This is a genomic window from Noviherbaspirillum sp. (assembly GCF_035254865.1).
Lineage (GTDB): Bacteria > Pseudomonadota > Gammaproteobacteria > Burkholderiales > Burkholderiaceae_D > Noviherbaspirillum.
Genome location: NZ_DATFAF010000075.1, coordinates 100,777 through 121,410, shown reverse-complemented (window position 1 = coordinate 121,410; position 20,634 = coordinate 100,777). Strand labels below are relative to the sequence as shown.

Sequence of the window (20,634 nt, the reverse complement as noted above, 5' to 3'; positions counted from 1 at the left end):
ACCCTGCAAAATTCATGTTCGTCTGACAGCGGCATCCGATGATGTTCGGACGCATTTCTCAGACCTCACTATAATCAACCCAAGATGATAATGGCTAAACCAGCATTTCTTTAAGGTAGGACTGTATTTATGAACGCATGGTTGCAATTTTTGAGTCAGCACGAGGCACGCATCGATGATTCCTCCGGTACGCCGCTGGTGGAGTTCACCCGCCCGGCGGAGCTTCCAAGGAACTTCATGGCGCCGCTGACGGATGTCGGCTTGATCGCCGCGACGGGTGAGGACGCCGCAAGCTTTCTGCATAACCAACTGACCAACGATGTCGAACACCTGCCCCCATCGGAAGCGCGCCTGGCCGGTTATTGTTCGCCCAAGGGGCGGCTGCTCGCGACGTTTTTGATGTGGACAAGCGCGGACGCAATCATGCTGCAGTTGTCCCGCCCTATCCAGCCCGCCGTTCAAAAACGCTTGCAGATGTTCGTGTTGCGCGCGAAGGTGAAACTGAACGATGCCACGGATAATCACGCGGTGCTTGGCCTCGGCGGTCCATCCACCGCAGCGGCATTGTCGACCTGGTTCCCGGCACTGCCCGCCAGCCCGTTTGCGAAGATCGATGCACCAGCCGGCAGCCTGATCCGACTGCCCGACGCACTTGGACAAGCGCGTTATCAATGGATCGCTCCCCTCGCCGTTGCCGAGGAGGCCTGGCCGCAATTGATCAATACCTTCACCCCGGTCGCCACTTCGCTGTGGCGCCTGACCGATATCCACGCGGGCGTTCCACAGGTCACGCAAGCCACACAGGAACAGTTCGTGCCGCAGATGATCAATTTTGAATTAATCGGCGGCGTCAACTTCAAGAAAGGCTGCTACCCCGGCCAGGAAATCGTCGCGCGCAGCCAATACCTCGGGAAGCTCAAGCGCCGCATGCTGCTGGCATCCGTGGAGACGACGGATGTCAGGCCGGGCATGGAGATATTCTCCAGCGCAGATCCCGGTCAGCCCTGCGGTCAAATCGTGAATGCCGCGTCGAATCTGCAAGGCGGCATCGATTGCCTGGTTGAGATGAAAATAGCGGCTGGCGAAGACGGGACCATTCACCTCGGTTCCGCCGAGGGTCCCGCGCTCAAGTTCGGCATGCTGCCCTATCCGCTTCCCGCTTGACCGGCCGCGCACCGAGCAAGCATGGACATGTATATCTACTATCGCGTTCTTGAGAAGAACGCCGCGGCACTGCGCGAGCAGGTGGCGGCGGTGCAAGGATGGGCTTCGCAGGAATATGGTATCGTCACTGGACTGAAGCGTCGCCCTGAAGAAAAGGATGGACGGCAGACCTGGATGGAGATCTACGCGTCCGTGCCAAGCGGTTTCGAGGCGACGCTTGAACGCGTAGTCGCGCAAGCAGGATTGGCCGCTCTGATCGATGGCCCTCGCAATACAGAATTTTTTGTGGATATCTCTACATGTGCTTGATCGTTTTTGCCTGGCAGGTCGTTCCGGGTATGCCGCTGGTTGCCGCCGGCAATCGTGATGAATTCTATGATCGCCCCGCTTCGCCCGCAGCGTGGTGGAACGATCATCCGCATGTCTACGCCGGACGCGACCTGCGAGGCGGCGGCACCTGGCTGGGCGTGACGCGCGACGGCCGTTTCGCAGCCATTACGAATATCCGCGCGCCCTCCGAAAAGCGCGATGATGCGCCAACGCGCGGTGCACTGGTTGCCGACTATCTCGCCGGCGATATGTCGCCGGAAGAATACCTGGACACGATTTCGCATGGCGCGCATCGCTTCAACGGCTTCAATCTGTTGCTTGCCGATCAAGACAACCTGATCTGGTATTCCAACCGTGCGGAGGACGATCAGCGCAACGGCAAGCCTCTGCCGCCCGGCATCTATGGCTTGTCGAACGGCTCGCTCGATTCGCCGTGGCCGAAGGTGGTTCGCACCAAAGCGCAATTCGCCAGCCTCTTGTGCCAGGGCGCGCCGGAGGACGCCTATTTCGATATGCTGACCGATACGACGCGCGCCTCGGATTGCCGTCTTCCGAAGACCGGCGTCAGCCTGGAATGGGAACGTGTACTGTCCGCCGTCTGCATCGAATCGCCGGAATACGGGACGCGCGCTTCGACCGTCGCGCAACTGCGTTCCGGCAGTACTGCGCAGCTCCGCGAGCGCGTCATCCGCTAGTCAGGTCACGGGAAGTCATACCGCATCGCGATATGCGGTATGCCGGCCTCCATGAACTCCTCACCCTCGCGCATGAAACCAAAGCGCCGGTAAAAGGACTCGGCCTGGGTTTGCGCATTCAGGATCACGGCGGTATCGCCGCGTTTTCTGGCCTCATTCATCAATGACTCAAGAAGCGCGCCGCCTACACCCTGCCCGCGCATCCCTCTCATGACCGCCATGCGACCGATGTGCCCGTCCGGCAGCAAACGCCCTGTGCCAATCGCCTCTCCGCCAGCTCCGTATGCCACGGCATGTATGCACAGCGGATCCATGTCATCCCACTCCATCTCCAGCGGCACCTTTTGCTCGACCACGAATACTTCATAGCGTATCGCTTGCGCGTTGGTCCGCTGCATGGCCCAGTCGCCGACTTTCACATCGATGCTCATGCGGCCTCCGGAGCAAGTTTTTCGAACTGAGTCAACCTGGCCCGCCATTCCTCCGGCAAGGGCACGCCTTTGCGGGCTGTGGTATCGGCATAGACATACACCAGTTCGCCCGAGATCAGATGCTGGTCGCCGAGATGAATCTCCAGTACAAAGCGTACCGATGTCCGGCCGAAAGACGCACATCGCACACCGATGTCGAGAATATCGTCGAACCGCGCCGGCGCCTGGTATTCGATGGTGGCCTTGCGCGCGAACATTTCGCGGCCGTCGCTCGCCTGTTGCAGAACGCTAGGCAATCCGGTCGCGCGCCAATACTCGGTAAACGCCACATCGAAATACGTCAGGTAGTGCCCGTTGAAGACAATACCTTGCATATCGACTTCCGCCCAGCGCACTCGCAGGGAATGGAAAAAGGAAAAATCTTCACGTGCCATATCGATGAGAGAAAAAGTTCGGTCGACAATTATGACCGATTTGGACGCTCTGCATTATCGACAAGCAGAGCGCACTGAATTTTCAACCTGAATCTGGCACGGAACACAGTCCGATCCGCAGGACCGGCGGGCGGGCATTACTCCGAAAGAAAACCGCGAATCAGGCGATTGACGCGCTCCGGCTGCTCATGAATGATCCAGTGCGAGCCTTCCGGAATGCGCACCACCTTGAGATCATCAATCAGATCCTCCAGGCCATTCAACAGGGATTTCGGAAGTGCCTTGTCGTTCTCGCCCCAAATGACCCGAGTCGGAATCCTGATCCGGAAATCAGCCGAATTCAATTGCAGCTTCAACGGCCCGGGATGGTTCTCGGTCGGCGGATGCAGGGGCGATGCACGATAGTAATTCACGCCGCCGGTGAGACCGCGCGCCCAGCACTCATGGTATTTCTCACGCACCTCGCCGGTAAACCAAGGTGCCGGCCCCTCCCCCATGCCGATCAGCATACGCTCAAGCCGTGCGAAATCGTCCTTCGCAAGCGCGCTTTCCGAGCCTTCCGCACGCAACCAATTCATGTACTCGCTGGCCTCCTTTTGCGCCGGGTCTGTCGCAAGCGCTTGCATGAACAGGTAGGGATGGGGCGAATTCACGATGATGAGCCTGTGCAGCAACTGCGGAAGCGCAATCGCGAAATTCCAGGCGATCGCACCACCCCAGTCGTGGGCCACCAGAATGAATTTCTCGTAGCCGAGATGCGTCGCCAGCAGCCGCAGATCGTCGACGATATGTCTTGCCTTGTAGGCAGCAAGATCCGTCGGCATGTCCGACAAATTGAAACCACGCAGATCCGGCGCGACGGCGAAATAATCGCGTCCGAATTCGCCCAGTTGCGCCTCCCATTCATACCAGAACTCAGGGAAGCCGTGGACAAACAGAATCAGAGGTTTGCCTTTTTCGCCTGCGCTGGCGTAGTGCAGACGAATGCCGTTGGGCAGCGATGCATACTGATCGGGTTGAATGGGTGCGCTCATGTCGGTAACGTCCTTATTTAACGTTCAACTGGGCCTGCAGCATCTCGCGAATCTGCGGCGCGGCAGCGTAGGGATCGCTCGGATTGCGCTGCAAAATGATGTCTTCCATCCGCGTTTGCACATTGCCGAGCGCGTGCGGATGCGAATAGACATAGAACTTGCTTTCCTTGATCGCGTCGAAGGTCCGCTCGGCGACTTGTGCGGCACTCACTTTGCCGGAGGACACAGCCTTGTCGGACACCGCCTGGGCAACGAGCTGGCTCGTGGTTAGTCCCTGATCGTTCTTGAGGTCGTCCGGGCGATGGAGATGCGACTGATTGATACCCGTGGGTACAAAATACGGACACAGAACCGATGCCCCAATCGGCGCCTTGATCAATTGGAGATCGTGATACAGCGATTCGGACAGCGACACCACGGCGTGCTTGGAAACATTGTAGATGCCCATCGTCGGCGCGTTCAGCAGCCCTGCCATCGAGGCGGTATTCACTATGTGGCCTTCGTAGCCGGATTCTTTCTTTGCGCATTCGAGCATCAAGGGTGTGAAGATCCGTACTCCATGGATGACGCCCCACAGGTTCACGCCGAGCACCCATTCCCAGTCGGCCACGGAGTTTTCCCAGACCAGGCCACCTGCACCCACGCCGGCGTTGTTGAAGACCAGATGCACCGCGCCGAATTTTTCCATCGTCGCGTCCGCCAGGGACTGAACCTGCTCCGCCTTGCGCACGTCGCATCGGACGGCCAGCACTTGCGCTCCCTGCGCTTCCAGTTCCGCCTTCGCCTTGTCGAGCCCTTCCTGCTGCACGTCGGCCAGGACGAGCCTCATGCCGAGGCGGGCGCCAATGTTGGCAAATTCGCGCCCGAAACCGCTCGCACCGCCGGTAATGACGGCTACCTTGTTTCGAAAATCTTTCATGTTGTCTCCTGCCTTGAGTGATTTAGATTTTTTTCAGTTGAAAACCGAGACGCGGGAAATGCACCACCACGCTGCCCGCCTTCGGATCCTCACGCCGGATCGCGTATTCGTTGTCCGCACAGATCACCAGCTCGCCTTCGACCGGGTCGAGCGCATAGTCGGTCGGCATGACTGCAACGCGTTCCCCCAAGGGAATTCCGTGCGTATCGACGAAAGGCAAGTGACCGGTTTCGGCGGCGGCACTGTCGCGCGCAATTTCCAGCGCCTGGGCGGCGCTCATCTTCTCCGACTGGTGATGTCCGAACTCCGCCATTCGCACGATCCACGCCTTGAGCCTCGGTGCTTCATCCAGAATTCCCGCAAGCGGCTGCGCAAGTTGTATGAACCACATGCAGTGGTAAACGGAAAAATCGGCAATGCTTGCCTGCTCACCGAGCAAATACGGTTTGTTCGCAGCCAGCATGTCATCAAGACGGCGCAGATATTCGCGCAGATTGCCGGTCGCTTCCGGTGCCGACATGCGGGGCGCGTTGCCGCGCATTGCCGCACGGTCAGCACCGAATGCTTTCATCTGATCGGGCGTCAGCGGACCCAGCAGATAGGGCATGGCAACCGGTTGAAAAACATAGGCAACCGCCGTCCAGAACAGCGTGGAATCGGCCCACTGCGCGAGGGTGCGCGCCAATCCTGCGACCGGCGCCGGATACAGCGACGGCGTCGGCGAGATACGCTCCAGCACATCGGCGATCAGCGCGGTGTCGCAATAAACGTCAGCGCCGATCTGCAGCACCGGCGTGCGGCGATAGCCGCCTGTCAATGCCGTCAAATCCGGCTTCGGCATGACGGCCGGAATTTGCACGGACTTCCAGGCGAGTTTCTTGAATCCGAACATCAACCGGATTTTTTCCGAGAAAGGCGAGTTCGCGTAGTGATGAAAAATGAGTGCGGGCATGAAGTCTCCGATAGGATAGAAGCGTCCGGCTCAGATCAGCTTGACCAGCTGCTTGCCGAAATTCTTTCCTTTCAGCAGTCCGATAAATGCTTCCGGTGCGGCTTCCAGCCCTTGTGCGATCGATTCACGGAATTTCAGCTTTCCGCTGGCGACCAAGGTGCCCAGCTCCGTCAAGCCTTGCGGCCACAGATCCATATGTTCCGAGACGATGAAACCGCGCATGGTCAGGCGCATGGTCAGGAAAACACGTACGTTCTTGATGACCATCGGCTCACCGTTGTAGCCGGAGATCAGGCCGCACAGTGCAATCCGTCCGAAAGGATTCATGCGTGCCAGACAGGCGTCGAAGATTTCGCCGCCGACATTCTCGAAGATGGCGTCAATGCCATTCGGCGTCGCCTTTGCAAGGTCGGCGACCAGATTGCCGGCCTTGTAATCGATACAGGCATCGAATCCCAGTTCGTTGACTACGTAGTCACACTTTTCCTTGCCGCCGGCTATCCCGACTGCCCTGCAACCGCGCAGCTTCGCCAGCTGGCCAACGACACTCCCGACCGCGCCGCTGGCCGCGGAAACAACGATGGTCTCTCCTTCCTTTGGCTGCATGATCTGCGTCAATCCGTACCATGCGGTCAGACCTGGCATGCCGACCGCTCCCAGATAGGCTGGCAGCGGAATATGCGTGGTGTCCAGCTTGCGCAACATGGCGCCGTCAGATATACCCATCTCAGCCCATCCAAACATTCCGAGCACTTTATCGCCCACCGCAAATTTCGGATTCTTCGATTCGACGACCTCACCCACGGTAGCACCGATCATGGTTTCACCAATCGGCTGCGGCGCCGCATAGCTCTTCGTGTCCTCCATGCGTCCGCGCATGTACGGGTCGAGCGACAGGTAATGGTTGCGAATCAGGATTTCGCCGTCCTTGAGGGGCGGAACGGGCGCTTCTTCAAGACGGAAATTTGCGGGAACAACCTCCCCTTTCGGGCGGGAGGCCAGGACCATGCGTTTGTAGGTAGTCATTCGGTGCTCTCTTTTCGTAATTGATGAAGGAATGCAGCCGCCCGCTTGCCGCCCTCGCCATCATGCGTGGCGCCAGGTGCGAGCCGACTGCGATGTGCTACTCGTGTTCCAGTTTCTTGGCGACGTCGAGCCGTTTCAGGTACTTGAAGGTGCCCATCGCCTTGGCGGCCAGCTTGTCGTCATTCCACACTTCACCTTCGCAGAAGCAGATCGTACGCGCGCGGTGAAACGCCTTGCCCTTGGCGACGATCCGCGCGCCAGGATGGCCGCCCGGCTGAAGAAAGCTGGTCTTCATCTCGATCGTGACACCGCCGCGCGCATCCGGATCGAGCGACCTGCCGGCCATGGACATCGCCACGTCGAGCAGGGTCATGATGATGCCGCCATGGGCGACATTCCAGCTGTTCATGTGGCGCTCCGACAAGGTCAGCGCAACCTGTGCTTCGCCGTCGGCCATGCGGATGAACTCCACTCCGAGGTCATGCAAGAACGGAATCTCGGCCGGAAACGGTTGCGGTTTCGATGTATCCATCAGTGAACCGCCGAGACGCCGCCGTCGACTGCGAGGATCTGTCCGGTAATGTGCTTGCCCGCATCGGATGCGAACAGCAGTGCCGCGCCTTTCAGGTCTTCGTCATCGCCAATGCGATGCAGCGGTGCGCGTTTGGCAAGGTTTTCCTCACCCAGGTTTTCCAGCACGCCCTTGGTCATCTTGGAGGGGAAGAAGCCCGGTGCCAGCGCGTTGACCGTGATTCCATACCGTCCCCATTCGCCGGCAAGCGTGCGAGTGAAATTCACAACCGCACCCTTGGACGTGTTGTACGCGATCGTTTGCATGCTGTCCGGACCGTTGCCGGACAAGCCCGCGATCGAGGCGACGTTGATGATGCGGCCGTACTTGCGGGGAATCATCGATTGCTTGGCTACGGCTTGCGACAGCAGGAAGATGCTGCGCACGTTCAGGTTCATCACCTTGTCCCAGGCTTCCAGCGGGTAGTCTTCCGCGGGTGCGCCCCAGGTTGCGCCCGCGTTATTGACGAGGATATCGATATGGCCAAGGCGCTTGAGTGCTTCCGCGACCAGCGGTGCGATCGCTGCCTCTTGGGATACGTCAGCCGCAATGGCGCTGGCCTCGACACCGCGCTCTTTCAAATGTGCGACCGCTTCGTCGAGCTCGGCCTGCTTGCGCGAGGACAGAACGATCTTTGCGCCCTGCTCGCCCAGTGCTTCCGCAATTTGCAGGCCAAGGCCGCGCGAGCCGCCGGTCACCAGGGCCGTTTTTCCGGTCAGATCGAGCAATTGTTTGATGGTACGCATGGGGTCTCCTTTGTGTATGTTGTTCAGGCTTGATGATTCATGCATTGCGCCATGTAATGTTCAGAACCAGGCGTCCTGCATTTCCAATGTGGTCGTATCGATGCTGTCCAGCAAATCGAGTTGCGGCTGCACCTTCGGCAGTTCCCATTTGAAGAAGAACGCGCAGGCTTGCAGCTTGCCCATGTAGAAGGCCGCGTCATGGCCGGATTTGCCGACGGATAGCAAGGCCTGCTGCAGCCACATCCATGCAACGACGGCATGGCCGAATGCTTCGAGGTAGACCGACGCATTCGCAAGCGTCTTGTTCATGTCGCCGGCGCTGTACAGCTTTTGCGTGACTTTCTCAATCCGCTGCAGCACGGCGCCAAGCGACTTCGCATAAGCGGCAAGCTCGGCCACCTCCAGCGCCTGCGCAATCGTCTTCTGGACTTCGACGCCGAGCGCCTTGAACGCCGCGCCGTTTTGCATCGTCACCTTGCGTCCGAGCAAGTCGAGGCCCTGGATGCCGTGGGTTCCCTCATGGATCGGGTTCAAACGGTTGTCGCGATAGAACTGTTCCACGTTGTATTCGCGCGTGTAGCCATAACCGCCATGCACCTGGATCGCGAGGCTGTTGGCTTCAAGGCACCACTGCGACGGCCAGGACTTGGCAATCGGCGTCAGGATGTCGAGCAGCAGGGTGGCGTGCTTGCGCGCCTCTTCCGACCCGGCCGTCTTTTCCTCGTCAACCAATCGAGCGCAGTACAGATTCAGGCCCAGGCCTCCTTCGACATAGGTCTTTTGCGCGAGCAGCATGCGCTTGACGTCGGTGTGCTGGATGATCGGGATCTGCGGTTGCGCCGGATCCTTGGCCATCGGGTGACGGCCTTGCGGACGTTCGCGCGCATACTCCAGCGCGTGCAGGTAGCCGGTGTACCCAAGCATCACCGCACCCAGTCCCACGCCGATCCGCGCTTCGTTCATCATATGGAACATGTTGGCGAGTCCCTTGTGGAGTTCGCCGACCAGATAGCCGACCGCTCCGCCTTTACCCGCCGGTTTGAACTTGCCTTCGCCAAAGTTCAGCAAGCAGTTCGTGGTGCCGCGATAGCCCATCTTATGGTTCAGGCCAGCCAGGACCACATCGTTGCGCTCACCCAGCGAGCCATCGGGATTCACGAGATATTTGGGAACGATAAACAGCGAGATGCCTTTCACACCCGGAATCAGCTTGCCATTCTCGTCCGGGACCTTGGCCAGCACCAGATGCACGATGTTTTCCGACAGCTCATGCTCGCCAGCGGAGATCCACATCTTGTTGCCCTTGAGGCGATAGGAGCCGTCGGCCTGTGGCTCTGCGCGCGTCGCGATGTCGGACAGGGAAGAGCCCGCCTGCGGCTCGGACAAACACATGGTGCCGAAAAAACGGCCAGTCATCATCGGCTTGACGAAAGTGTCGATCTGTTCCGGCGAGCCGCATTTGAGCAGCGTATTGGCATTGCCGATTGTCAGGAATGGATACGAGGACGTGCCGACGTTGGCGCCCTTGAAATAAGCGAGGCCGGCTTTCTCAATCACGCAGGGCAATTGCATGCCGCCGAATTCATAATCCTGCCCCGCCGCCATCAATCCCGATTCGCAAAAAGCCTTCAACGCGGATTTGACTTCAGGAATGATATGCACTCTTTCGCCGTCGAAGTGCGGCTCTTCCTGATCATTCTTCTTGTTATGCGGCGCAAACAAGTCGGTGGCGATCTGTTCGCAGGTATCCAGCGCGGCATTGAACGTTTCGCGCGAATGGTCGGCGTAGCGTGCACGCCCGGTCAGCTCCTCCGCCCGCAGCCATTCATACAGGACGAACTCAAGGTCGCGTCGGGAAACGATTTTCGATTGCATGATAGTCCTCCGTGCGCACGGACACGCCGCCGCACGCCTATGTGAGCGATTTCAACGATCCGGGGCGGACGCCCCCTAATGCGAACGTGGGCGCCGAAGCGCCCACCTTTTTTTACACGACTTCGAACAAGCCGGCTGCACCTTGACCGCCGCCGATGCACATCGTGACAACGACGTACTTCGCGCCGCGGCGCTTGCCTTCGATCAGCGCGTGACCGGTCAGACGCGCACCGGAAACGCCATACGGGTGACCAACGGCGATGGCGCCGCCGTTCACATTCAGGCGATCCATCGGAATGCCGAGCTTGTCGGCGCAGTACAGCACTTGCACGGCGAATGCTTCATTCAGTTCCCACAAACCGATGTCTTCGATCTTCAAGCCGGCTTTTTTCAGCAGCTTGGGAATGGCGAAAACCGGACCGATTCCCATTTCATCCGGTTCGCAGCCGGCAACCGCAAAGCCGCGGAAGATGCCGAGCGGCTGCAATCCCTTCTGCTCTGCAAGCTTGCTGTTCATCACAATGGCCACCGACGCACCGTCGGAATACTGGCTCGCATTGCCTGCGGTGATGACGCCGCCCGGAATCGCCGTGCGGATCTTCGACACGCCTTCCAGCGTCGTGTCGGCGCGAATGCCTTCGTCAGCGGAAATCGTGACTTCCCTGGTCATCAGCATGCCGCTTTCCTTGTCGGCCACGCCCATGATGGTGGTCATCGGAACGATTTCGTCATTGAACTTGCCGGCCGCCTGGGCAGCCGCTGCACGCAACTGGCTTTGCACGCCATATTCGTCCTGGCGTTCCTTGCTGATGTTGTAACGCTTGGCAACCGTTTCCGCGGTCTGCAGCATCGGCCAGTAGATTTCCGGCTTGTTCTGCTTGAGCCAGGTTTCCATGATCATGTGCCGGTTGGATTCGTTCTGCACACAGGAAATCGACTCGACGCCGCCGGCGGCATAAATGTCGCCTTCACCCGCGATGATGCGCTGCGATGCAGTCGCGATCGTTTGCAGGCCGGATGAACAGAAGCGGTTGATGGTCATGCCGGGAGTGGTGACCGGGCATCCGGCGCGCAAGGCGATCTGACGCGCGATATTGCTGCCGGTGGCGCCTTCCGGCGTGGCGCAGCCCATGATGACGTCTTCGACTTCACCCGCATCGATCTTTGCGCGCTCGATCGCTGCTTTCAGCACATGGCCGCCCAGGGTGGCGCCATGCGTCATGTTAAATGCACCCTTCCAGGATTTGGCCAGGCCGGTGCGGGCTGTGGATACGATGACGGCGTCAGTCATTTGAAGCTCCTTGAGTTGAATTGGTTTGGTTGTACGAATCGGTGCTCGTGCTTTTCGCTTGTTTAACGGTCTGGTTACCGGACTACTCAATTAATGAAACACCAGAATATCATATTTTTAGCACGATCGTTCGTAAATCTAAAATCTACCTATCCCACTCAAAAAGCGATGCTTCACCGAGAGGAAAACCGCCGATTTTTCGACTTTCCGTCTGTAAGGTTTTGTAAGTTTGGAGCAAGCGTGCCGTAAGGTTGGCGATGCACACTCCGCTTGTGCAACAAATGGGCAAGAGTCTTTGCACATTCATATTAATTAACGAGGAGATAAGCATGGCGACAGTTCAGACAACGGCTGCGCGCGGCATGACAGCAGAGGAGCGGAAAGTCATTTTCGCATCTTCGCTGGGCACCGTGTTCGAGTGGTACGACTTCTACCTGTACGGTTCACTGGCAGCGATTATCGCGAAGCAGTTCTTTGCCGGTACCGATCCCAACACCGCATTCATTTTCGCACTGCTGGCGTTTGCGGCGGGCTTCATCGTTCGTCCGTTCGGCGCACTGGTGTTCGGCCGCCTCGGCGACATGATCGGCCGCAAATACACCTTCCTGGTCACCATCCTTATCATGGGTACCTCCACCTTCATAGTGGGTCTGCTGCCCAACTATGCCTCCATCGGCATCGCGGCCCCGGTGATCCTGATCTCGCTGCGTATTCTGCAGGGCCTCGCGCTCGGCGGCGAGTACGGTGGTGCAGCAACTTATGTTGCCGAGCACGCACCGCAAGACAAGCGCGGCGCATTCACTGCCTGGATCCAAACCACTGCGACCCTCGGCCTGTTCCTGTCGCTGATGGTGATTCTCGGCACCCGTACCGCCATCGGCGAAGCAGCATTCGCTGACTGGGGCTGGCGCATTCCGTTCCTGGTCTCCGTGTTCCTGCTGGCAGTATCGGTATGGATCCGCTTGTCCATGAACGAATCCCCGGCTTTCGCAAAGATGAAAGCGGAAGGCAAGACCTCCAAGGCTCCGATTTCCGAATCCTTCGGCCAATGGAAGAACCTGAAGATCGTTATCCTTGCACTGGTCGGTCTGACCGCAGGTCAAGCAGTGGTCTGGTACACCGGCCAGTTCTATGCACTGTTCTTCCTGACCCAGACTCTCAAGGTCGACGGCGCAACGGCTAACCTTCTGATCGCTGCATCGCTGGTGATCGGCACGCCGTTCTTCATCGTATTCGGCGCGCTGTCCGACAAGATTGGCCGCAAGCCGATCATCCTCGGCGGCTGCCTGCTGGCGGCAGTGACCTACTTCCCGATCTTCAGCGCAATGACCCACTATGCCAACCCGGCTCTGGAATCGGCGATCAAGAACGCTCCGGTGGTGGTCACGGCCGATCCGGCTGACTGTCAGTTCCAGTTCAACCCGACCGGTACCAAGAAGTTCACATCTTCGTGCGACATCGTGAAGGCGAAACTGGCTGCCGCTTCGGTGAACTACTCCAACGAAGCTGCCGCACCTGGCACGATCGCCAGCGTCAAGGTCGGCGACATCACCATCCAGTCGTACAACGCCAACGCACTGCCGAAGGAAGAAGCTGCGGCCAAGGAAAAAGCATTGTCCAAGGAACTGGGCGACGCCATCAAGGCACATGGCTATCCGTCCAAGGCTGATCCGGCACAGATGAACAAGGGCATGGTGCTGGTGCTCCTGACCATCCTCGTGATCTACGTGACGATGGTGTACGGCCCGATCGCCGCAATGCTGGTCGAACTGTTCCCGACTCGTATTCGCTACACCTCCATGTCCCTGCCGTACCACATCGGTAACGGCTGGTTCGGCGGCCTGCTGCCGACCACCGCGTTCGCACTCGTTGCGTTCAAAGGCGACATTTACTATGGCCTCTGGTATCCGATCATCATCGCCATGATGACCTTCGTCGTTGGCTTGCTGTTCGTCAAAGAGACCAAGGACAACGATATCTACGCAGCAGATTAAACGTCTAATCGTCCCAGGCCTGCCTTCGGGCAATCCTGGTTTTGAAGCCGCCAGAGTTTCTGGCGGCTTTTTTTATGCGCGCGCGGTTTTCACAAATCTGGCGACTCAGGTCAAGAAATATTGCAAATTACATACGCTTGCTCGACTGGCACTGTCCAAAACTGTCAACATTTGATATTGTCCATATGTTAATACTCTAACAATCCACGGACAGTGATGCTCAATTCATCCCGGCAGAAAGAGATAGCGCGTCTCAATGACCATCGTTTGCCCCCGCCCTCTTCTTGCATGAAAGTGCCGAGCAGCCGGCGCGACCTACACATTCAATCCCCCTATCCTGCCGGGGCAGCACGCTCCCTGCCAAGAGCCCGATCTGTCGTGGCGCAATGAAACTCTCTCCACTGCGCCTCGCCGGAGTCGTCACAGGAGAAGAAATCTTCCGTGTTGCGTCCGTCTGCCTTTACATCACCCTATTGCTACATGCGGTGCTGGCGGCGTTCGTCAACAAGGTCATGCTATCGGACTTGAGTGTGGTTGCAGTCAGCGTTTTAGTTGTGCTGTTCTTCAATGCGCTCGCGCGCTATGTCTGGCCGGATGCGATCATTTACGGGCGGGGACGCCTGCTTCTGGAATGGTCTGCCGCAATTTTCATCATCACCAGCCTCGCGCTTCAGCAGTCCATGCCGGCCCAGCCCTTGCCTTGGCTGATCGGACTGGCCGGGGTTTTTCCGCTTAGCGTCGAGGCACCACTTGCATTGGGCCTGCTCCTTGCTGTCGCCCTCATCGAAGCAACGCTGAACATCATGCTCGGAACGCAATTGGTGGACTGGCTTCCGCAGTTGTTCGCAACCGCTTTCGTCGGCCTGTGCGCGCTTTTCCTCGCCAACGCATTGGCAAGCAATGCGAATGCAATCCAGCAGGCGCATTTCAACCAGCGGCGCTTCGACGCCATTGCCCGCGCGACGCGCCACGTATTCCTCATTGCCGATGCCGGATTTCACATCAAGTTCGTCAACCAGGCCTTTCAGGAGATCGTCGGCTTCTCGCAAAGAGAAATTGAAGCGAACATGATTCGTCCCGAGTTTCATCCCGAAGACAAGGAAGCGCACTTGAGAAAGCTTCGCTATCTCCGCGATACGCCGCGCAGCAGCATTTTTTCCCGCCATCGCTGCAAACACAAGGACGGCCACTGGGTATGGCTCGAAACACGCGGACACAACATGCTGCACGACGATGCGATCAATGGGCTGGTATTCAGCATTGAGGACATTTCGGCGCGCAAGGGGGCGGAAATCAAGCTGGAGGAAGAGCACGCGCTGCTGCGCGCGGTGCTCGACCTGAATCCGTCGATGATCTATGCCACCGACAAGCAAGGTCGCTTCACCATCAGCAACCTGACCTTCCAGCGTCGCTTCGGCTATGCGTCGGAAGGAGCAATGCGCGGCAAGACGATTTCAGATGTATTCCTCGCCACGGCACCGAAAGGCACGGATCGTAGCACGAAGGAATTGGCGGAACGCTTGTACCGTCAGGACCTGCAAGTTGTGCAAAGTGGCGTTCCGCTGGAAGACCAGGAAATCCAGTGCGCGTGGGACAACGACATGCGAACCTGGCATCGCGTCAACAAGTATCCGCTGCGCGACGCGCATGGACAGACAGTGGGCGTGCTCTGCATTTCACGCGACATCACCGATCGCAAGGAATATGAAATGCGTCTGCAGCACCAGGCGCTGCACGACCCGCTGACCGGCTTGCCGAACCGGCGCTACCTGCTCAAGACCATTGCCGATGTCATCGCGCAAGCAAACGACGCATCGAACCAGCTGGCGATGCTGTTCTGCGACCTCGACTTCTTCAAGAGCGTCAACGACACGCATGGTCATGATTTCGGCGACAAGTGCCTAATGGAGATCACTCGCCGCATCCTCGCCGAGCTCCCGACCGATGACTTCGTTGCACGTTTTGGCGGCAATGAATTCGTGATCCTGTCGACTGCAAGCATCGATGAGGCCAGGACAAAGGCGGAAGCCTTGCTGCAAGCGGTATCGCAACAGCTCACGGTCGACGACACCGTAGTGAAGATCCAGACCAGCATCGGCATCGCCTTGCTTGAGCCGGAGCACAAGAATCCGTCGGAACTGATCCGCGACGCCGACGCCGCCATGTATCAGGCAAAGGAACGCGGGCGCAATCGCGCGGAAGTCTTCGACGCCTCGCTCCAGTTGTGCAGCACCAAGCGCGCCCAAATGGATGTGGCACTGCGCTTTGCGCTGGAGCGCGACGAATTGACGCTCGTCTATCAGCCGAAGGTGTCGATTCTCAACGGCGCGGTGAAAGGTTTCGAGCTGCTGTTACGCTGGGACAATCCACAATATGGAGCAATACCGCCGGTAGAGTTCATTCCTGTCGCGGAGAGCTCAGGACTGGTGGTACCGATAGGTTTGTGGGTGCTGGAAGAGGCCTGCAAGCAGTTGTGCAGATGGCAGGCCGACTATATCGAGATGACGCCGTTCACCATTGCCGTCAATGTTTCGATGCGGCAGCTTCTGCAGTCGACCTTCCTGAGTGACGTCAAGGATATTCTCGAGCGCACCGGCGTCAATCCGAATGCCATCGAACTGGAGCTGACCGAGACTTCCGCGATGGCCAACCCGGTGCAGACGATCGAGACGCTCACCGTCCTCAAGGAACTCGGATTCCGTCTTGCGCTGGACGATTTCGGTACGGGCTACTCATCACTCTCCTACCTGCATCGACTCCCGATCGATGTGTTGAAGATCGACAAGACATTCGTGCAAGGCCTGGACAAGAATCCGAGCGATGCCGAGATTGTTCGCCTGATCCTGGCACTCGCGCAGACGCTCAATCTCGACACCGTCGCGGAAGGCGTCGAAACGCGCGAGGACATGCTCAAGCTGAAGAAAATGGGCTGCTATCTGGCGCAGGGATATGCGTTCTCTCCGCCACTTCCTGCGCATGCCGCAGCCGAGCTCTTGCGCACCTCACAGCATTTTCAGGTTGCCTAGGGCTCGAGCGTTAACACTCCCAGGCGTTTTTTCTCCACATCGTCGCGCCGCATTTTCATTGGCACATACGCGACCTCCGACCAACGCTGCGTGAAGTTGCTATAGAGCGGCGACAGCAGATTGCCGGACTGTCCGGTGGAGTGGATGAAGCGTGAATTTTCCAGGTTCGACAGATCGTAAAGCGCACGCAGGCTGGCGGCATGCCGGCTGGTGAACGGCTCCTTCTCATCCCGCAGATTGTAACGTCCGACATTCACGGTAAATGTGTCGCCGGGAGTCGGCACGCGGATGTCAAAGAAACGGGCCAGGGCATCGACCTTGCCGAACGGGCGATGCTCGGAGCGCGCGACATGCGCGTCTCCCCAGCGCCATTTCGATATTTCGGGACCATAGCGCTGCACCAGCTCGCTCAGCGCAAGATCCAGCGAAGCGGACAACAGCTCGTCGCAGGTTTGCGGATGCGCCGGCGAGGGTTTCGTCACGTCGGCGCACCATCTGCCCTCGCCATCCTTGTTCTTGAGAACATTCACCAGCGGCTGGTGCACATTGCGTTGCTCCCAATAGTCATTCATCAGCGCTTCGCCCAGTTCATCGGCAAAAATCTGGCGCGATGCCGCCCGCATCCACGCATTGAAAATAAGCGGCTCCGGCCGATTGGTATCCATCGAGCCGTTCCAGCCCTGTAGCGTGTCCAGGGCTTCCTTGGCGCGATCGGTTTTCGGTACGGTGTTGCGCAGAATCGGCAGGAGTTCCTGTGCCGCGAGCGAAACGTAATCCTTTTGTATCTCGGCAAAGCTTGCCAGATTGTGCTTCGGCCTCGCATCCAGCAACTGGTTGATGCGCGAGGCCCGATACGGCAATGTCCACTCGCTGGTCAGAAAATGCGGATAATCCGGCCCGACGATCTTCTGGTTGGCTGTCGCGATGCGCTGCGACGCCGGGTTGAACTGGTGAGGCAGTTCATCGAACGGAATGAAACCGGCCCAGTCGTAGCGCGCATCCCAGCCTGGCGCCGGTGCCAGGCCTTTCAGGTCGTTTTCCGGCTTGCGAATCGGCACGCGCGCAGGCGCAACGAAACCAATGTTGCCATCGACGTCCGCATACACCATGTTCTGCTGCGGCGAAGCGAAATCCTTTGCCGCCTCAAGGAATTGCTGCCAGTTCTGCGCCTGGTTGAATTTCATGCCCGCCTGCAGCGTCATATCGTCGGGGCGCAGCGCCGTCCAGGCGAACGAGACAACGTATTTCTTCGCGTCGAGGGGCGCCTTGTCCAGAATCGGCAAAGCACCCGTGATTACCGGACCATGCCGCGTCTCCGCGACATCGAAGGTGACATCCTGCTGCCCCTTGACCTTGATGGTCTCGGTACGCGTCTTGAATTCCGCCCAGCCGTCCGGCGTCTGATATTGCTTTTTGTTCGCCGGATTGACGCGCTCGATGAACAGGTCTTGCACATCCGGAGCGGTATTGGTGAAGCCCCAGGCGATTCTGTCATTCCTTCCGAGCACCACCGAGGGGATACCGGGCAGAGTCGCGCCGATGACATTGAGCCCGGGAGCCGACAAATGCGCGAAGTACCACAGGGCTGGAGCAGTCAGGCCGAGGTGTGGATCGTTGGCCAGCAGCGGCTTGCCGGTTTCCGAAAGCGCGCCGGAGACTACCCAGTTATTCGATCCCATGCCTTCCACGTAGGAAGGTGGCGCGATGGCCGCGACGGCGGCGAGTTGTTGCGTTGTCCCGGACAATTCGCGATACAGCTTGGTGTAATCCTGCGTCACCATGACCGGGTCGCCCGGATAAGGCGGAAGAAACTCGTTGATCTGCCCCAGCGACAGCCGCTGCGACGCGCGCATGCGGAGCAATTCCTGCGTCCAGTTCGAGCCTAGATCCCAGGCCATCATCGTTTGCCAGCCAATCGAATCGACCGGATGCCAGGGCGCCGGAGATGGAGCACCGGAAAGAATGAATTCCGGTGGCAAGGGCCCACTGCGATTTTCAAGATACGCGTTCACGCCACGTGCGTATGCATCGAGTGCCGCTCGTGTCTCGGGTGCGAGATTGGCGAGGATTCGTTCAGCATTGCGCCGCACCCCCAGCGTGCGCAGGAAACGGTCTGTGCCGAGGGCGCTGGGTCCGAGGATTTCCGATAGCCGGCCGGCTGGAATGCGTCGATTCAGCTCGAGTTGCCAGAGGCGATCCTGCGCATGCACGAAACCGAGTGCAAAGTAGGCATCGGCGGTCGATTTTGCATAGATGTGCGGTATTCCCTCCGCATCGCGCACGATGTCCACCGGGGCGTTCAATCCGCTCAACTTCAGGTTACCGTCGATCTGCGGCTGGCTTGCATTGCGGTACCACAGTGCAGCAGCAAGCAATGCCATGAGCAACAGCGCCAGCAGCAGCGCAACTTTTTTCAATATTCCAGTCATACACTTATTGCCTTCAAAATTCACGGCCAGATTATCTCTGAGCAAAAACTTCCCAAATGGTAAGATGTCGTTTTACGTGATGACAACGCATACAGGCAGCACTTATCTTATGAAATTTGATGTCGCTATCGTCGGAAGTGGATTGGCCGGCCTCTCGGTCGCCCTGCATCTCGCGCAAACCCGTAAAGTGGCCATCGTCTCTAAACGCAGCCTGCTGGACGGCGCCAGCAATTGGGCGCAGGGAGGCATTGCTGCCGTGCTCGATTCCGGCGACAGCCACGAGCAACATATCGCGGATACCCTCATTGCAGGCGCGGGATTGTGTGACGAAAGAGCAACCCGCCATATCGTTGAAAACAGCCGTGAAGCAATCGAATGGCTGATCGAGCAAGGCGTCCCCTTCACCCGGGATCCGACAGCCGAACTAGGGTATCACTTAACCCGCGAAGGTGGCCATAGCCAGCGCCGCATCATTCATGCCGCCGATGCCACCGGACACGCGGTGCAGGTGACGCTGGAACAGAAGGCACGCTCGCATCCGAACATCACCGTGCTGGAAGAACACATCGCGATCGATCTCATCAAGTCCGACAAGCTGTCCTCCGGCAATGGCACACCCCACTGCGTCGGCCTGTACGTGCAGGACGTCAATACCGGCAAGGTCATGACGCTGGCAGCGGACCAGACGGTGCTTGCCACTGGCGGCGCAGGCAAAGTCTACCTCTACACCACCAATCCGGATACCGCCACCGGCGACGGCATTGCAATGGCGTGGCGCGCCGGATGCCGCGTGGCGAACATGGAGTTCATCCAGTTCCATCCGACCTGCTTGTACCATCCCTACGCCAAGTCTTTCCTCATCAGCGAAGCTGTACGCGGTGAAGGCGGTCTGCTCAAGCTGCCCGCCGAGGCTGGCGCATCCGCAGGCCGGCGCTTCATGCCTGCGCATGACGAACGCGCAGAGCTGGCACCTCGCGATGTGGTGGCGCGCGCAATCGACTTCGAGATGAAAAAACGCGGTCTGGATTATGTCGAGCTCGATATCAGCCATCAGCCGCCGGAATTCCTCCAATCGCATTTCCCGACCATCTACGCACGCTGCCTGGAACTTGGAATCGACATTACCAGGCAGCCGATTCCGGTGGTGCCGGCCGCACACTACACCTGCGGCGGCATCGTGACGGACATGTCCGGCCGCACGGATATACCCGGCTTGTACGCCGTCGGCGAAACCGCCTATACAGGACTGCATGGTGCCAACCGTCTCGCCAGCAACTCCCTGCTTGAATGTCTGGTCATCGGTCAATCCGCCGCGAAGCATATCGAGCAACAGCCAAAACCGAAGTCGATGTCACTGCCGGCATGGGATGAGAGCCGTGTGACGGATGCCGATGAAGAGGTGATCATTGCGCACAACTGGGACGAATTGCGACGCTCGATGTGGAACTACGTCGGCATCGTCAGGACCACAAAACGCCTTGAACGCGCCCAGCATCGCATCCGCTTGCTGCGTGAAGAAATCAATGAGTACTACTCGCAGTTCCGCATCACGCGCGACCTGCTTGAATTGCGGAACCTGGTTGAAGTGGCGTCGCTGATCGTGGAAAGCGCCCTGTCGCGCCGCGAAAGCCGCGGCCTGCATTTCAGCCAGGATTTTTCGGAGACCTTGCCCAAGGCCTTGCCGACAGTGCTGTCGCCTGCACGGCGATAGATTTGA

General features: G+C 58.6%; 17 protein-coding genes. 6 read left to right on the top strand and 11 right to left on the bottom strand.

Going from position 1 to position 20,634, the window contains the following annotated elements:
• Positions 1–129: 129 nt before the first annotated feature.
• Genes VJ651_RS17995 through VJ651_RS17985 form a run of 3 tightly spaced genes read left to right on the top strand, consistent with a single transcriptional unit; the run spans position 130 to position 2,189 of the window.
• Positions 130–1,164 carry a folate-binding protein gene (locus VJ651_RS17995; RefSeq protein WP_324108759.1) on the top strand — a complete coding sequence of 345 codons (1,035 nt, stop codon included), beginning with the start codon at positions 130–132 and terminating at the stop codon, positions 1,162–1,164.
• Positions 1,165–1,185: 21 nt separating this feature from the next.
• Positions 1,186–1,473 carry a DUF4936 family protein gene (locus VJ651_RS17990; RefSeq protein ID WP_324108758.1) on the top strand — a complete coding sequence of 96 codons (288 nt, stop codon included), beginning with the start codon at positions 1,186–1,188 and terminating at the stop codon, positions 1,471–1,473.
• Positions 1,464–2,189, top strand: a complete 726-nt coding sequence (locus VJ651_RS17985; RefSeq protein ID WP_292933670.1) for an NRDE family protein — start codon at positions 1,464–1,466, stop codon at positions 2,187–2,189. Before VJ651_RS17990 ends, VJ651_RS17985 begins: the two co-directional genes overlap by 10 nt.
• A gap of 5 nt (positions 2,190–2,194) precedes the next feature.
• Here the strand turns inward: VJ651_RS17985 and VJ651_RS17980 are convergent, their stop codons facing one another.
• From VJ651_RS17980 to VJ651_RS17935, 10 genes are all read right to left on the bottom strand, one after another.
• Complete coding sequence (locus tag VJ651_RS17980; protein ID WP_324108757.1) at positions 2,195–2,620, bottom strand: GNAT family N-acetyltransferase; 426 nt, start codon at positions 2,618–2,620, stop codon at positions 2,195–2,197.
• Positions 2,617–2,994 (bottom strand): thioesterase family protein, encoded by a 378-nt coding sequence (locus tag VJ651_RS17975; RefSeq protein WP_324108756.1) that lies wholly within the window; start codon positions 2,992–2,994, stop codon positions 2,617–2,619. The genes VJ651_RS17980 and VJ651_RS17975 overlap by 4 nt, the downstream gene beginning before the upstream one ends.
• A 197-nt stretch (positions 2,995–3,191) precedes the next feature.
• Complete coding sequence (locus tag VJ651_RS17970; protein WP_324108755.1) at positions 3,192–4,088, bottom strand: alpha/beta hydrolase; 897 nt, start codon at positions 4,086–4,088, stop codon at positions 3,192–3,194.
• 13 nt (positions 4,089–4,101) lie between these two features.
• Positions 4,102–5,007 (bottom strand): SDR family oxidoreductase, encoded by a 906-nt coding sequence (locus VJ651_RS17965; protein WP_324108754.1) that lies wholly within the window; start codon positions 5,005–5,007, stop codon positions 4,102–4,104.
• A gap of 22 nt (positions 5,008–5,029) precedes the next feature.
• Positions 5,030–5,959, bottom strand: coding sequence for a glutathione S-transferase family protein (locus VJ651_RS17960; RefSeq protein ID WP_324108753.1), 930 nt, complete (start codon positions 5,957–5,959; stop codon positions 5,030–5,032).
• Positions 5,960–5,989: 30 nt separating this feature from the next.
• Positions 5,990–6,985 carry an NADP-dependent oxidoreductase gene (locus VJ651_RS17955; RefSeq protein WP_324108752.1) on the bottom strand — a complete coding sequence of 332 codons (996 nt, stop codon included), beginning with the start codon at positions 6,983–6,985 and terminating at the stop codon, positions 5,990–5,992.
• Between the two features lie 97 nt (positions 6,986–7,082).
• Positions 7,083–7,517: a PaaI family thioesterase gene (locus VJ651_RS17950; protein ID WP_324108751.1), complete on the bottom strand. Its 435-nt coding sequence runs from the start codon at positions 7,515–7,517 to the stop codon at positions 7,083–7,085.
• Positions 7,517–8,302, bottom strand: coding sequence for an SDR family oxidoreductase (locus VJ651_RS17945; protein ID WP_324108750.1), 786 nt, complete (start codon positions 8,300–8,302; stop codon positions 7,517–7,519). The genes VJ651_RS17950 and VJ651_RS17945 overlap by 1 nt, the downstream gene beginning before the upstream one ends.
• A gap of 60 nt (positions 8,303–8,362) precedes the next feature.
• Positions 8,363–10,177 carry an acyl-CoA dehydrogenase gene (locus VJ651_RS17940; protein ID WP_324108749.1) on the bottom strand — a complete coding sequence of 605 codons (1,815 nt, stop codon included), beginning with the start codon at positions 10,175–10,177 and terminating at the stop codon, positions 8,363–8,365.
• 112 nt (positions 10,178–10,289) lie between these two features.
• Positions 10,290–11,468 (bottom strand): acetyl-CoA C-acyltransferase, encoded by a 1,179-nt coding sequence (locus VJ651_RS17935; protein ID WP_324108748.1) that lies wholly within the window; start codon positions 11,466–11,468, stop codon positions 10,290–10,292.
• A gap of 329 nt (positions 11,469–11,797) precedes the next feature.
• Here VJ651_RS17935 and VJ651_RS17930 point away from each other — a divergent pair, with 329 nt between their 5' ends.
• Entirely contained in the window at positions 11,798–13,462 is a 1,665-nt protein-coding gene (locus tag VJ651_RS17930) for an MFS transporter (RefSeq protein ID WP_324108747.1), read from the top strand.
• 386 nt (positions 13,463–13,848) lie between these two features.
• A complete protein-coding gene (locus VJ651_RS17925; protein ID WP_324108746.1) occupies positions 13,849–16,488 on the top strand; it encodes a putative bifunctional diguanylate cyclase/phosphodiesterase in 2,640 nt (879 codons plus the stop codon).
• Here the strand turns inward: VJ651_RS17925 and VJ651_RS17920 are convergent.
• Positions 16,485–18,917 carry a penicillin acylase family protein gene (locus tag VJ651_RS17920; protein WP_324108745.1) on the bottom strand — a complete coding sequence of 811 codons (2,433 nt, stop codon included), beginning with the start codon at positions 18,915–18,917 and terminating at the stop codon, positions 16,485–16,487. The genes VJ651_RS17925 and VJ651_RS17920 overlap by 4 nt on opposite strands.
• Before the next feature lie 109 nt (positions 18,918–19,026).
• On the opposite strand from VJ651_RS17920, the gene nadB reads away from it, so the two are divergent.
• Complete coding sequence (gene nadB / locus VJ651_RS17915) at positions 19,027–20,628, top strand: L-aspartate oxidase (RefSeq protein WP_324108744.1); 1,602 nt, start codon at positions 19,027–19,029, stop codon at positions 20,626–20,628.
• The last annotated feature ends 6 nt before the right edge of the window (positions 20,629–20,634 follow it).